Annotated in this window: 11 protein-coding genes; 3 read left to right on the top strand and 8 right to left on the bottom strand. The window is 71.2% G+C overall.

The annotated features are described in order from the left end of the window. Positions 1 to 19 precede the first annotated feature (19 nt). The 5 genes from D9599_RS22255 to D9599_RS22235 all read right to left on the bottom strand — a co-directional run bounded on the left by D9599_RS22255 (position 20) and on the right by D9599_RS22235 (position 4413). The gene (locus D9599_RS22255; RefSeq protein ID WP_198383499.1) at positions 20 to 358 is read right to left on the bottom strand and encodes a hypothetical protein; all 339 of its coding nucleotides are present in this window, start codon (positions 356 to 358) and stop codon (positions 20 to 22) included. A gap of 157 nt (positions 359 to 515) precedes the next feature. Continuing rightward, complete coding sequence (locus D9599_RS22250; protein WP_198383498.1) at positions 516 to 2219, bottom strand: DNA cytosine methyltransferase; 1704 nt, start codon at positions 2217 to 2219, stop codon at positions 516 to 518. Between the two features lie 104 nt (positions 2220 to 2323). Next, on the bottom strand, positions 2324 to 3028 hold the full coding sequence (locus D9599_RS22245; RefSeq protein WP_198383497.1) for a hypothetical protein: 705 nt from the start codon (positions 3026 to 3028) through the stop codon (positions 2324 to 2326). Positions 3029 to 3255: 227 nt separating this feature from the next. Next, on the bottom strand, positions 3256 to 3612 hold the full coding sequence (locus D9599_RS22240; protein ID WP_198383496.1) for a hypothetical protein: 357 nt from the start codon (positions 3610 to 3612) through the stop codon (positions 3256 to 3258). 78 nt (positions 3613 to 3690) lie between these two features. Beyond that, positions 3691 to 4413, bottom strand: coding sequence for an LPD29 domain-containing protein (locus tag D9599_RS22235; protein ID WP_198383495.1), 723 nt, complete (start codon positions 4411 to 4413; stop codon positions 3691 to 3693). 199 nt (positions 4414 to 4612) lie between these two features. Here D9599_RS22235 and D9599_RS22230 point away from each other — a divergent pair, with 199 nt between their 5' ends. From D9599_RS22230 to D9599_RS22220, 3 genes are all read left to right on the top strand, one after another. After that, on the top strand, positions 4613 to 4873 hold the full coding sequence (locus D9599_RS22230; protein ID WP_198383494.1) for a hypothetical protein: 261 nt from the start codon (positions 4613 to 4615) through the stop codon (positions 4871 to 4873). Between the two features lie 96 nt (positions 4874 to 4969). After that, complete coding sequence (locus D9599_RS22225; RefSeq protein ID WP_198383493.1) at positions 4970 to 5278, top strand: hypothetical protein; 309 nt, start codon at positions 4970 to 4972, stop codon at positions 5276 to 5278. 251 nt (positions 5279 to 5529) lie between these two features. After that, complete coding sequence (locus D9599_RS22220; protein WP_140883830.1) at positions 5530 to 5718, top strand: hypothetical protein; 189 nt, start codon at positions 5530 to 5532, stop codon at positions 5716 to 5718. Positions 5719 to 5770: 52 nt separating this feature from the next. Here D9599_RS22220 and D9599_RS22215 read toward each other — a convergent pair whose 3' ends face one another. From D9599_RS22215 to D9599_RS22205, 3 genes are all read right to left on the bottom strand, one after another. Further along, positions 5771 to 6049, bottom strand: a complete 279-nt coding sequence (locus D9599_RS22215; protein ID WP_232480787.1) for an HU family DNA-binding protein — start codon at positions 6047 to 6049, stop codon at positions 5771 to 5773. Positions 6050 to 6099: 50 nt separating this feature from the next. After that, positions 6100 to 7854 (bottom strand): ParB N-terminal domain-containing protein, encoded by a 1755-nt coding sequence (locus tag D9599_RS22210; RefSeq protein WP_198383492.1) that lies wholly within the window; start codon positions 7852 to 7854, stop codon positions 6100 to 6102. A 400-nt stretch (positions 7855 to 8254) separates the two neighbouring features. Then, positions 8255 to 13339 (bottom strand): N-6 DNA methylase, encoded by a 5085-nt coding sequence (locus D9599_RS22205; protein WP_198383491.1) that lies wholly within the window; start codon positions 13337 to 13339, stop codon positions 8255 to 8257. Positions 13340 to 13403: the final 64 nt, after the last annotated feature.

Genomic DNA, 13403 nt, shown 5'->3' with positions numbered 1-13403 from the left:
AGCCACCTGCACGAGGCGCCTAGCTCTGGTCCCAGGCGACAATGGTCAGTCGCTGGTCCGGCGAACAGGCGTCGATCACCGAGGGACGCATGGTGGCGTACCAGGCCTTCACGATCGCGGCGGCGGCCAGGTCTGGAACCGCTCGCACTGCGGGAAGAATATGGCGGGCGTCGGCGCTGTAGATCCTGGGATAGCCGTCGGACCGGAGCAGCACCGCGTCGCCGGTTTTCAGTAGCTCCTCGAATGGGTCGATCCCCATGGCGCCGGTGGTCCAGGTCGCCAGGATGGTGTCCCGGTCGAGGTTGCAGTTCCACTGCTCCGGCGTCTGCGTCGTGACGCTGATCTGCCAGCCTGCCATGCCTGTTTCCTTCTCCATCGCCTGGTCCGGACTGTCGCACGGACGCGGCGGGCTGGCTGCCGAAAGCGCATCCTCGGCGCGGTCCTGCCCGCGAAGCGGTGCAGGATGGTCTGCCAGAAACGGCGGGTGCGGGCCGCCAGGGCGGGGTGCGGCCGCATCACGCGGCGTCCTGCGGCTGGCGCACGGACAGCGCCACGGCCACCGGCCGCACCCAGATCGGCAGGGTCGAGAGCATGAAGCCCTCCCCCGACCAGGCCAGCAGCAGCGTCCGGCCCATGGTCTCGGCGATGGCCTGGGCGGCGTCGGGCGGCACGGCGTTGCCGATGCGCTCGCGCCAGTCGGCGTCGCTCAGCCCATCCAGCTCGGCCTGCTCCTCCGGGTCGATCAGCGACTGCAGGGCGCACAGCTCGGCCGTGGTGAAGGGGCGATGCCACGTCCCGTCCAGTGCCCGGATGCGGGCCACCACCCGGTCCGACGCCCCCGGCAGCGTCGGGCGGGGGTCGGCGACGCTCCAGCGGCCGTTGTCGTAGCCGGCCGCCGCGCTGACCGCGCCCGTGGACTGCTGCCACGGGACCACGCCGTAGTGCCCGGCGCCGTAGTAGTCGTCACCCTTCTCGCGCTCCATGCGCGGCCGGGGGTCGGCCACCGCGAAGGTGCCGTTGGAGGGCAGGCTCTCGCCGGCCACGGTGCCGGAGGTGGCGTCCCAGGGGACGATGCGGAACTCGTTGGAGTGTTTGGCCGGGCCGGTGTGGCGTGGGTCGGCCACGGCGAAGCCGCCGGCCTCGACCGCGGCCTTGCCGATCACCACCTGGGAGGGCTGGTCGAAGCGCTTCACGCCGTACTGGCCGAAGGCGGCCACGCCGTCGGCGCGGCGGGGATCGGCGACGCTGTAGGCGCCGTTGGACGGGCCGGAACGGCCCGCCACGGTGCCGGCCGGCTCCTCCCAGCGGTTCACGCCCAGCACGCCGCCGCGCCACTCCGTGCAGGGGGCGAGCGCATAGTCGCGCAGCAGCCCGTCCTCCACGGCCAGTTTGCCCAGCGAGCGCCAGTCGCTTCCGGCCTCGACGAAGGCGAGGCGCACCCACGTCGCCCAGTGCAGCATCGGCACCCGATGCATCGGCCCCGCCTTCGAATCGCCCGGCAGGGGCATACGGGACAGCACGTCTCCCACCCCGTGCAGCGAGCGCTTCGGCGGCTCGTACAGGAACGGCTTCACCTTGGCCGCGTGTCGGGCGACGAGTAGGAACCTACGGCGCGACTGCGCCAACCCGCCCAACTCTCCGCAATCGTGCGTGGTCTCGGCCACGGCGTAGCCGTAGGCGCGCAGCAGGCCGGAGATCTGGTCCAGCAGGTGCCGGCCACGCGAGGCGATGCGCGGCACGTTCTCCAGCAGAATCAGCTCCACCGGATCGTCGCGGTAGGCTTCCAGCGCCAGCCAGATGCCCCGCAGTGTCAGGCGGTTCAGCGCCTGGTACTTGCGGGTCTTGCTCTTGGTCTCGCTCAGCAGGCCGGAGAAGCCTTTGCAGGGCGGGGAGGTGAACAGGACGTTGGGGCGCTCGTGGCCGAAGGCCGAGCGCACGTCGTCCACGGTGGCCTCGCGCCAACCGGCCGGCGGCTCCTGGCCGTGGAAGTCGCGGTACTGCTCGCGGTCGAACAGGTCCATGCAGGTGCCGGGAACGCCGGCCAGGCGGCCGAAGTCGCGGATCGCCGCGGCGTCGACGTCGATGCCGCCAATGCAGCGAAAGCTGGCGGACAGGTTGCCCACCCGCGAGGTGGCGCGATTGAAGCCGCGGGCTCCCCCGCCGAGGCCGGCGAACAGGTGGGCGTGCAGGATGGTGGCGTGGCCGTGCTCGGAGATCATGGCGCGAGGCTCCAGAAACGCGAACGGCAGGGCCTGGGCCCTGCCGCACGCGACGTCGGTGATGGACTGGGGGGTGTGGGGTGAGGCGCCGCGGCGCCCCGGGTTCAGTGCAGCGTGGGCAGAACCGGCGCCCGCGGGAGCGCAGCCGCGCGGCGCATCCCCTCCTCGGCCAGCTGTCGTGCGATCGGCAACACCGGCGCGAGCCCGGCCATCCGGGGCGTCAGCTCGGCGAGATCCGCGCCGGGGTGCAGCTGCTCGAACGCCTCGACGGCCTCGACCTCGTTGCTGGCCTGCACTGTGCCGGTGACGGCATCGCCGGCCGATGCCGTGCCCCGGTAGCTCCACTCCAGTCGGAGCGGCTCAACCAGCTCGGCCGGCGCGGCGTCGAGGCGCTGCACCGGGGCGACGAAGAGATCCAGTCCCTTGCGGCAGACCAGCACGTCGAGCCGGGTGTGCAGCATCTCGGTCGAGCACGCGCGCGCCTCGGCGAGGTCATCGCCGGCGATGGCCAATGCGTCGAGCAGCGCGGCACGGCTGTTCGGGCTTTCCCGCACGATCAGCTTGTGGACGCAGGCCCAGCGCTGAACGACGCCCGGGTTTGCCTGACGGCGCGGGCCGCTCCCGGACTGCCCGACCGACCAGCCCCAGCCGTGGTCGTCGGCGCTGACCTCGACCACCAGGGCCGGGCGGTCGCTGTGGCGGAAGGCATGGCCAGTGCCGGGGAAGCCCTGGATCGGGCTCCACCTATCGGTCGAAAGGCCGAGATCCTCGGCCGCCGAGCGCAGGGCGCGCTCAACCAGGGTGCTCATGGGGGTCAACTCCCGTAGGGCTGCGGTGTGCCGGGGACGAACCGTCTTTTCCGGTCTTCTCGTCCTCGACCCCTCCCCCGCGGGCGTGCCCGGCACACGGGGGCAAGGGCGAGCGGAGCGAGGGAGCGCAGCGACGCACCCTTGCGGCCGGGGGGCGGGCGCGGCAGGCGCTTCCGGGTCCTTCTCTCCTCCCCGTTTCTCCTGCTCCAGCCCCTCTCCGTGGATCCTTACGTGGCCCGCCAAAGGCGGCGCATGGTCCCGCCGAGATAGGCGAAGGCGAGCATCCCCACGGCCATCAGCACCGCGCCGAAGATCCCGAAGAACCACGCCGTGGTTGTCATCAGGGCGCCTGGATCGGCCAGGTGGTCGCAGATCTCCTCCTCCGAGCGCCACGGACTGGCAGCCGCACCGGCGGCGGGCAGGCCCTGCCGAGGCAGGTTGGCGCAGGCCTCCCGAAGCAGGGACGCGCTCGCACGAACCTGCGCGGCCGCTGCCGAGGTGGTCTCCAGCACAGGCTGAGCCTGCGAGACCGAGGGGAGGCAAAGAGCGGCGAGGACCGGAAGCATGTGGCGGGACACGCGCATGAGGAAGATTCCTTGATGGGGTTGTGCCGCTCTCCATCGGGAAGATCGGCGCGAACGGAAAACCGGAGGGCCGTACCCTCAGGGTTCGCGTCGGCAGACGACGTACTGGGCACCCCCGAACGCCTCGCACCAGGCCGAGCGCGCGGTCTTGTAGCTGTCGTCCATGCCGTCGAAATGGCCGCCCTGGAACGGCATGGCCACAGTCTCGATGGCCTTCTGCTCCGGCCCGCCGTGCCAGCGGACGTAGATCGAGCCGTGGTCGGTGTTGCGCACGGAGAAGCGCACACCCGGGAAAGACTGCCGTAGCTGGACGCGGATGTTGGCAGCCGCCAGCTTGCCGCTGTGCCGGTCGTCACCCTGTCGCAGGCGGGCATGCTCGGGTGCATGGCGCAACCGGTGCAGCTCGGCGGCGTGCGCCTCGTCGGCGGCCGCCTTCTCGGCCGCCCGGCGGGCGTCCTCGGCTTCGGCGTGGACGATCGCCGCAGCAATCTCGGCGGCGTTGCCGCAACTGCCGAGCAGGCGCCAGCCCGAGCCACGTAGGATGGCCTCGGGCAACCGGAGGGTGAAGGAGCCGGACAGGAAGACGATGTCGTAGGTCTGCCGCCCGCCGGTCTGGGCGAGGCCGCCCAGCACTGGGCGCAGCGGAGCAGGCCGGGGATCGGCGTGGACCGCGAACACGAAGCCTTCGCCACGGTCGTTGAGCCTGGTCGAAACACGCGTGCCGATGCCGATCATGACCGGGGCGGTGGTCGCGGGGACCGGGGTAAGGCGGGCATTCGGGAAAGCGAGGACGGTGGTCACGGCGATGATCCTTCTGCTGCGTCTCGCTTATCCGAGACCTCAGCCGAGGGCCGCGCTGACCCGGGCGGGGCAAGGGCGCGCTCGCGCGGGCGTCAGCCCCTGCCCTTGCGGCGGCCGGGGTGGCGCGGCAGGCCCATCCTATCCTCCCCTCTCCCCTCCTTCCTGGGCTATGCTGCCCTCTCCATCAGCCTTCGATGCCGTGACCCTTTCCGAAGCCCTTGCCACCCCGATCGTCGATCTCCGGTCCTTCTGGCTGGAGGCGCGCTGCTGCTGCCGACATCGGTCGCCGATGTGGTTCCACGCCGCGAAACGGCCACGCGACCTGCTGTCCGATTTCGCCTTCGAGTACGCCTGCCCGGAGTGCGGGGTGATGCCGGCGCTCACTCTGCTGCGCTCGGAGCGCACCGGAGCGCCGGCCCAGGGCTGGCGGCTTCATGTGTGCGAGGTGTTCGAGGACTGAGGTTTCGCGCGAGCAGGCTGCACGCTAGAATCCAGCAATGTCAAAGCGCTTCCTCACCGACGTCATCCTCCAGATCACCTGCCCCGAGGAAGCACCATGGCCTTCACCGCCGCCGCCGCGCGCGGCTCGGCCGCCGAGCCGTTCCAGCTCGCCGGCAAGGAACCGATCCACCACACCCCGGGTGCCCAGGACACCCACGACCGCCTGTTCGAGTACGCCGGGGGCCACCTTGGCTTCTACGGCTTCCTGCGCGTGGCCAACGCCCGCATCTTGGGCCGCGTCATGGTCGGCCTGATGGACCTGCCCGATCGCCTCTGGCGAGACGCCTACGACGACGGAGCCCATCCCGGTGACGCCGCGAACGAGGCCATCACCGAGGCCGCCGAGGAGATGGGGGTCGCCTAACCATGAGCGGGCATCCGGCGGGGGACGTGGAAGCGCTGCCCGCCAGGGCCTGATCGCGCACGGTCGTCAGGGCGCACCCGCCCCCTCCTGTGGTCCCACCATGATCTGTGAGCGGAGCCTGCGGAGCGTCCCGGGGCGCTTCAACCTGACGGTGCTCCACGTTGTTTCGCCCCCTTCGGGGTGACGCGCCCCATGCCGCTCCGCCTGTCGTCTCCGCCGATCACGGCAGGACCACACGACGGAGCGACACCATGAAGACCGCGACCTACCTCAAGACCCTGACCCGCAGCGCCGGGCGCACCATCCGCCGCCTGCTGCGGCACCTCACCGGCAAGACCACCATCAACGCCAGTCTGACCCTCTCCATTCCGGGCTTCGTGAAGCTGGAACTCGGCTGGAAGCGCGAGAGCGAGCGCGCCGACGATCGCAAACCCGCCTGACGGCGGGCGCCGCCGGCTTCGGCCGGCGGCAAACCGCGCAATGGATGCGCGATCAGTCGCCCTTGGCGGCCTTCGTCGCCTTGCGCTTGGCCTTCTTGGCCCCGGCGAAGGCCGCCAGCTTGAGCGAGGGCGAGGCTTTGAACTTCACCGTCGCCCCGGCCTTCACCGCCACCTTCTCGCCAGTGCGCGGGTTCAGCGCCGAGCGCTTCGGCGTTTCGCGCACCGTGAAGGAGCCGAAGTCGGGCAGCGAGAAGCGCCCGGTCTCGATGATCTCGGCTTTGATCGCGGCGATGATGTCGGCCGCCAAGCGGCCGGACGTCACGCCGTTCAGGTCACTGGACTGGAGAGAGGGAGCCCGGCCTCCTGGCCGGGCCGCGTCGATTAGGCTGCGTGCGCCGCGGGCACCCCAGCCTCGCCGGGCGGCGGCATGACGCCGGCATCGGGGCTTTCCTCCTCGTCGCCGTCGAGCAGGTGCTCGGGGTTCTCGATCCCCTCCTCGTCCTCGGCACCGTCGTCGTCAGCGGCGTGGCCACCACGCCGCAGTGCAGCCATCTCGGCCTCCCGGGCGCGGTCCGCCTCCGCCTGACGCCGCTCCTCGTCGGTGAGGTCGAACCGCACCAGCGGGTGCAGGAAGGTCCGACCCTTCAGCTGCTCCACGATGGCTGCGCGGGTGGCCTTGCCGGTGGGACGTGGCAGCACGCTGGTGGCGGTGGCGGTGCGCTCGATCGCGGCCTTGCTGAGGTTGCCGAGGAACTCCTCGGTGGCCGTGGTCGGTAGGTAGGCGTCGGCGTCGACCGCGATGCCGGCGACCCGCGCGACCGTGCCGGAGGAGGAGAAGCCGACCCGGCACGACAGCGCCTGGCGCAGCATGCCGCGCGCCGCAGTGCGCAGCGTGGCCGGGTCGGCCGTCAGCACGCCGCCCTCGGTGATCGAGGCGGCCAGCGAGCCGCGCTCGCCGCTGCCGATGTCGTTGCCATGGGCCCCGGAGCGGACGCTGACGTTCTTCCCGGCCAAGGCCAGCACCAGCAGGCCGATCAAGGCGTCGTCACCGATCTCGGCTTCGGCGAAAGCGGTGTGCAGGGCCTCGGTGCGGAGGTCGCCCACCATGGCCTCGCCCTTCTGGGTGAGGTCGGGACGGACAGCCTTGGGCGCTACGTAGTCCTCGCCGGTTCCGCCGCCCGTGGCGGCACGGCGCTGCGCCGGCTCGGGCATCCGGAAAAGAACGGTGTCCACCTCGAAGGTGCGATGGTTGACGTAGTAGCCCACCGTGTCGTTCGGGCCGGGCCTGGAAGAGTAGAGCTGCTGCGCTCGGGGCGGGAGTTGCGGGCGGTGATACTCGTCCATCCCCACCATGACCCCGCCCTCGGGCAGGTTGGCCTCCAACCAGGACCGCTGCGCCTGCAGGAAGGCGTCGGCCTGGGTGGTGAAGCGCGGATCGCTGTCGCCCGGGGCAAAAAGATCATCCTCCCAGACGATGCCGAAGGCTTCCGTCTCGGCCTCGCCGAACTTCGCCAGGGAGAAGGAGACGCGGCGCTTATCCAGCCCGTGCGAGATCATGTGCCAGTTGGCACGCTCGTTCTTCTTCGGCTTCTGCGACTTCCACACCGAGGCCTGCTCCTCGGCCGAGGCGAGGCCGATGGTGCGGAGCTGCTGCTCGGTGGGCATGTCGCCACGGGCCATCTGCGTCAGCATGGCCGGCAGGGTGTGCGTCATGTGGCGCAGCACGTTCACCCGGCGCACCGACATATTCAGCGCGGTGGCGATGGCCTCCGGGGTCCAGTCCTCGCTGACCAGGGCCTCGACCGCGCGCCACTGATCGACCGGGTTCATGCCGGCGCGAACCATGTTCTCGGCGAAGGCGCGCACGCCGTCGGCCCCGGCCACGGCGTCGTCACCGTCCTCGCGGATCAGGACGTGGATGCTCTTCAGCTTGGCCTTGATGGCCACGTCGCGACGACGATGGCCGGCGATCAGCACCACCTCGCCGTCGCGCTCGCGCGCGGTGGGCGGCTGCAGGATGCCGACGGCCTGCACGTTGGCCAGCAGCACGGCGTCGGCCTCCGGCCCGGCCGTGGTGCGGCGGGGGTTCTCGGGGTTGTCGCGCAGCTTCTTCGGGTCGATCTCGATGAGCTTCATAGTCGGGGCTCCCGCTCCGCAGAGGTTCCTGTCTCCCCATTCCTGGGTTGACCCCTCCCCGGCAGCGACCGGACGGGCCACGGCACCACGGCGGGCGAGCGGCCCTGCCCCGGCGCGGGACGCGGCCCGCGTAGCGGGGTGCGGCCTAGCGGGGCCGGGCTGCGTAGGCGGCCGTGGAGCGAAGCGGTGCCGGGGCACGACCGGGTGCGACCGCTTCTCCTCTCTCCTCCCCTCCTCCATCGAACCTCCCTGCTGCGTTGCACAAATTCACTTGCCCGTCCGACGCCGATGCCTATCTTGTGCAGTGCAGCAACCGGCTTGCCGATGCTGAATCTCTTGGACGTTTCCTCCCTAAACTCGGGCGGCACCCTCGGGCGCCGCCCTTCTTTTTGGCCTGATGTCAGGCCGCGGCGGAGAGTGTCTCCTCCTTCCCCGTCTGGGCCAGGGATGCCTCCAGCTCGGCCATCTCGGCGTGCTTGGCGTCGAGGTCGGCCTGGAACTCGAAGCCCTCGCCGAGCCGCGCCTCGTAGGCCGGCAACTGCCGCTCGGCCTCCGTCAGCTTGCGACGGTACTCGGCCAACTCCGCCTCGAAGCGCCCGAGGTCGTATTCCAGCCGCGACACCAGCCCCAGGGCGGTGAGGTCGTCCTCGACCCGCACCTCGTGTTCGCCGCCGGCGCGGGTGAGCAGCAGGTGGATCTCCAGGTCGGCACCCTGGCGGTAGCGGCGGGCTTCCAGCTTCAGCGGGAAGCCGCCGATCTGCCCGAGGTCCCAGTCGCCCTTGCGGCCCTCGAACTGCACGGTGCGGATCACCTTCAGCAGGGCAGCGCCGGCCACCTTGCGCTCCGTGAAACCACGGCCCTCCACCTCCATGCGGAAGTCGTCGCCCCGGGTGGAGACGCGCCGCGCCAGGTCGGCCTCGGTGTCGGCGATGGCCTGGGTGGCCCGCCCGATGGTCGAACGGGCCTCGGCCACCCTACGCCGCACGGCGTGCTGGTCGTCGAAGTGCGCCGCGCGCAGGCGGTCGAGGCGGGCCAACTCGGCTTCCAGCCCGGCCTTCTGCATCAGGCGGGGATCGCCGGAGGCGATGGCCTTGGCCATGGCGAACTGGTTGGCCTGGCTGCCCACGTCCTCCAGACGGCGGATCGAGCGGTCCCCGCCCAGGGCGGCCGCGATGAAGCGGGCCTTGCGCTCGTTGTTCTGCCACATCTGGGCGTCCATCGAGCCCAGCGTGGCGTAGGCGTAGAGGCCGATCTCTTCGTTCTGGTTGCCCTGGCGCTCGATGCGCCCCTCGCGCTGCTCGATCTCCGAGGGCAGCCAGGGCACGTCGAGGTGGTGCAGGGCGGCCAGCCGGCGCTGAGCGTTCACGCCGGTCCCCATGGTGGCGGACGAACCGAGCAGGAAGTCCATCTGGCCGTTGTTCATGGCGTTGAACAGCGACTGCTTGGCCTCGGACTTCTTGTAATCCTGCATGAAGGCGATGCGCTCGGCCGGCACGCCGCGGGCGATCAGCCCCTCGCGGATCCAGCGGTAGGCCGAGAAGCCGCGCGTCGCCAGTGCTCCCTCGGTTCCCAGGTCCGAGAAGATCATCTGCGTGGCGCCGGGCACCAGGTGCGGCGAGCCGTCCGGCTTGCGGAAGCGGCGGTCGCGGGTCTCGGACCAAATGCGGAAGGCGTTGTCGATGAGCAGGTTGAGCTTGTTCTCGGGCTCGTCGTCCTGCTCGGGCACCACGAAGCGCAGGTCGATGGCGGCGTGCCGGCCGTCGGTGATGACGGAGAGCAGGATGTCCTGGCCCTTCTCGGGCTTGCCCTTGCGCGCCTCGATCGCCGCGATCCGCGCCGCTAGGGTGCGCTGGTAGTCCCGGAAAGCCGCGCTCGCCGGGGCGGTGATGATCTGGCGCTTGCCACTGATGATCGACGGCAGCTTGAGGTATTGCCGCAGGTCATCCTTCGACACCACGTCCGCGACGGTGCGGAACATGGCGATCAGGTCGGCGACGTTGACGAACTCGGAGAAGCGTGTGACCGGCTTGTAGTTACCGGAGGGCTGCAGCTCCAGCTCGGTGCGGGTGTCGCCGAAGTTGGAGGCCCAGGCGTCGAACTCCTGGATGCCGCGCTCCTCCAGCATCTCCGGCTGCATGAAGCGCTGCAGCGTGAACATCTCGCCCAGGGTGTTGGTGATCGGCGTGCCGGAGGCGAGGATGAGCGCGCGGCCGGGGTTGATCGTGCCGACGAAGCGCGACTTCACGAACAGGTCCCAGGCGCGCTGCGAGCCGTCCGGGGCGATGCCCTTCAGGCCGCCCATGTTGGTGGCAAAGGACAGCTTACGGAACTCCTGCGCTTCGTCGGCGATCACCTGATCCACGCCCATCTCGGCGATGGTCAGCATGTCGTCCTTGCTGGTGGACAGGCCGTCCAGCTTCTCCTGCATGCCCTCCTTCATGCGCTCGATGCGCTTGCGCGCGATGCGGTCGTCGCCGTCGAGCCGTTCCAGCAGGGCGGAGTAGGCGTCGAGTTGCTGCTGCACGAGGCCGCGCTCGAACTCGGCCGGGGTGGCGATGAACTTGAACGCCGAGTGGGTGATGATGATGCAGTCCCAGTGGGCCGTGGCCGCCCGGGCCAGGAAGCGGCCGCGCTTGTCCTTGCTGAAGTTGGTCTCGTCGGCCACCAGGATGCGGGCGCCCGGGTAGAGCTGCAGGAACTCGCGCGAGGCCTGCGCCAGGCAGTGGCCGGGCACGGTCAGCATGGCCTTGCCGATCAGGCCGAGGCGCTTCTGCTCCATGATCGCCGCGGCGATGGTGAAGGTCTTCCCCGCCCCGACCGCGTGGGCGATGTAGGTCTGGCCGGAGGCGACGATGCGCCAGATGACGCGCTTCTGGTGCGGGCGCAGCCCGATCACCGAGGAGGCGCCGGGCAGCTGCAGGTGCTCGCCGGAGAAGTGCCGCGGCACCAGGCTGTTGAAGGCATCATTATAGTGGCGGACCAGCCGCTCGGCGCGGTCGCTGTCGGTCCACACCCAGCGCTCGAAGGCGCCCTTGATCTTGGCCAGCTTGTCCTTGGCCGCCTCGGTCTCCTGGGCGTTGATCTGGCGGTGCTCGCCGTCGGCGTCGCGCCACACGTCCCAGATCTGCGGGATGGAGGCGTTCAGGGCGTCGTCCAGCAGCTCGCCGGCGTGGCGGCGGTGCGTGCCCCACTCCGAGGTGGCCGAGGCCTCACCGGCGAAGCGGCTGATCTCGATGCTCCAGTGCGCCACCTCCACGGTGTGCCGCACCATCGTCGTCACCCCCATCACCTCGCGGATGAAGTCGGCGATGTCGGTGGCCGGCAGCCACGGCGCGCCGAGCCGGGCGGTGATGTCGGAGGGCCGCAGGTCCTCCGGCTGCACCCGCTCCAGGGCGGCCACGTTGCGGGCGTAGCGCTCGTCCAGCACGGCGGCGGCGCGGGCGGCGGCCAGCTTGCGGCGGACGTGGCCGGACAGGTACTCGTCGGCCGTCTGCCAGGCCTCGAAGCCCTCCGTGGTCAGGCCGGGGTCGAGGAACACGGTAGCGCCCAGCTCGGCCAGCACCGTGGCGCGGTCGCGGCCGATCAGCTCGCCGATGCGGTCGAGATCCACCACGGCCCGCTCGGCCAGGGTCACCGCCAGGGCGTCGGCGGCCGAGACGATCACCGGCTCGGCAGGGGCGTGGATCACCCGGTCGGTGAAGATCGGCCCCTTGGTCGCCTCGCCGCTCTCGAGGTCGTACTCCTCGATCGACGACACCAGCCAGCTATCCGGGTCGTCCAGGAAGGGCTGCAGGTTCGGGCGGCGCACGCTCTCGCCCACCTCGCCCGTGGCCTCGTCGGTCGAGGTCGAGACGCTGGTCAGGTTGATAGGGCCGAAGCTGCGCACGAAGGCGCTGTAAGCGGCGCGCAGCCGCACCTGGGCGGCGCCGAAGGGCTCGTCGCGCTCCTGGGCGCGGATCACCTCGCGCACGGCGTCGCGGACCGGGATAAGGCCGCGGATGATACGCGCGTGCTTGGCGAACAGGCCGACCGTGCCCTTGCCCGACTTCACCGCCACCTCCTCGGCGCGGCCGTCCACCACCTGCAGCAGGGTGCCGCCGTCGCCCAGCAGGTAGCTGCCCTCCTTGACCGTGGCCCCCTCGGCGGCGGTGCCGACCTGCAGGGTCGGCTGGGCCACCCGGACCGGCGCCGTGGCGGCGTGCGGGGGCTGGTGGATGCCCTCGGGCAGCCGGGCGGTGGCCTCGGCGAGCGCCGCCTCCAGGTCTCGGCCGTCGCGGGCGCAGTCGTAGGTCAGGCCGAACTGGCTGCTGGTCCAGCCGTGCCGCCCGAGCACCATCTCCGGGTGCGCCGCGAAGTAGGCGTTGACGTGGATCGCCGCCTCGCCGTCCTCGGCTGGCACCACCTCCTCCAGGTGGGCCCACTCCACCCCATCGGCGGCGGCGCCGCGCTCGCGGCGCTGCAGGAACAGCACGTCCACCACCACGTCGGTGCCGGCGGCGGCGGCGAAGGCGCCGGCCGGCAGGCGGATTGCGCCCACCAGGTCGGCCATCCCCGCGATGTGCTCGCGCGCCTTCGGATCCACCTTGTCCATGGTGCCGTGCGAGGTGACGAAAGCGGCGAGACCGCCGGGCCGGAGGCGCTCCACGGCGCGGGCGATGAAGTAGTCGTGCAGCTTGAGGCCGAGCTTGCCGGCCGCGTCCTTGGCCCGCACCGTGCGGTCGGAGAAGGGCGGGTTGCCGACCGCGAGGTCGAAGCTCTCGACCACCTTGGCGCGGGTGAAGTCCTCGTTGCGGATCCAGGCCTTGGGATACAGCAGCGCCGCGATGCGGGCGGTGATCGGGTCCATCTCAATGCCGGTGACGGCGGAGCAGTCCTCGATCCCTTCGGGGCGCAGGGCCAGGAACTGGCCGGTGCCGCAGCCCGGCTCCAGGATCGAGCCGCGCTGGAAGCCCATGCGAGCCAGTCCAGCCCACACGGCACGCACCACGTACTCCGGCGTGAAGTAGGCGTACTGGGTGCAGCGACTCAACGACGCCAGTTCCGCGGCCGACACGGCCTGCTCCAGCCCGTCACCCTGCTCGGCCCAGCCCTCGCGCCACGCCTCGCCGGGGCGGCGGAACAGGGTGTTGGCGAGGTCGCCGGCGCCGTAGCCAACGAAGCGGGCCAGCACCGCTTGCTCCTCGGCCGTCGCCGGCCGGGTCTCGCCCTCGATCCGCTGCAGCAGGCGGATGGCCCCCAGGTTGTCGGCGGCGCGGGCCTTCCAGCCGGCGGCGAGGCCGCGGTCGCCGGCGAGGCGGAAGTCGCGGGCCACCACGCGCGGGATTGCCGGGGCAATCGGCGCCTCGGGCGCGTCGTCCTCGTCGTCGTCCCCGCCCAGGGCGGGCAGCAGGCCGCCGTTACCACCCCCGAACAGCCCGAAGGGCGAGGTCAGCGCGGTGGTGTCGAACAGGCTCAGCTGGGCGGAAGCGGGGGCGGTCTTGGCCATGGCGCGGGGTTCCCGTGCGCGCACGCGCGAGCGCCCGGCGGCCCATGGGGGGCGGCCGGGTGCG

The organism is Roseomonas sp. KE2513 (genome assembly GCF_016107305.1).
Taxonomy (GTDB): Bacteria; Pseudomonadota; Alphaproteobacteria; order Acetobacterales; family Acetobacteraceae; genus Roseomonas.
The sequence above is the reverse complement of the archived record's forward strand: the minus strand, read 5'-3'. Positions and strand labels throughout refer to the sequence as shown.

What these genes read in the sequence shown, in the direction of transcription:
- D9599_RS22255 (WP_198383499.1), bottom strand. Translation starts at nt 358, where the DNA reads ATGGCAGGCTGGCAGATCAGCGTCACGACGCAGACGCCGGAGCAGTGG.
- D9599_RS22250 (WP_198383498.1), bottom strand. Translation starts at nt 2,219, where the DNA reads ATGATCTCCGAGCACGGCCACGCCACCATCCTGCACGCCCACCTGTTC.
- D9599_RS22245 (WP_198383497.1), bottom strand. Translation starts at nt 3,028, where the DNA reads ATGAGCACCCTGGTTGAGCGCGCCCTGCGCTCGGCGGCCGAGGATCTC.
- D9599_RS22240 (WP_198383496.1), bottom strand. Translation starts at nt 3,612, where the DNA reads ATGCGCGTGTCCCGCCACATGCTTCCGGTCCTCGCCGCTCTTTGCCTC.
- D9599_RS22225 (WP_198383493.1), top strand. Translation starts at nt 4,970, where the DNA reads ATGGCCTTCACCGCCGCCGCCGCGCGCGGCTCGGCCGCCGAGCCGTTC.
- D9599_RS22220 (WP_140883830.1), top strand. Translation starts at nt 5,530, where the DNA reads ATGAAGACCGCGACCTACCTCAAGACCCTGACCCGCAGCGCCGGGCGC.
- D9599_RS22210 (WP_198383492.1), bottom strand. Translation starts at nt 7,854, where the DNA reads ATGAAGCTCATCGAGATCGACCCGAAGAAGCTGCGCGACAACCCCGAG.
- D9599_RS22205 (WP_198383491.1), bottom strand. Translation starts at nt 13,339, where the DNA reads ATGGCCAAGACCGCCCCCGCTTCCGCCCAGCTGAGCCTGTTCGACACC.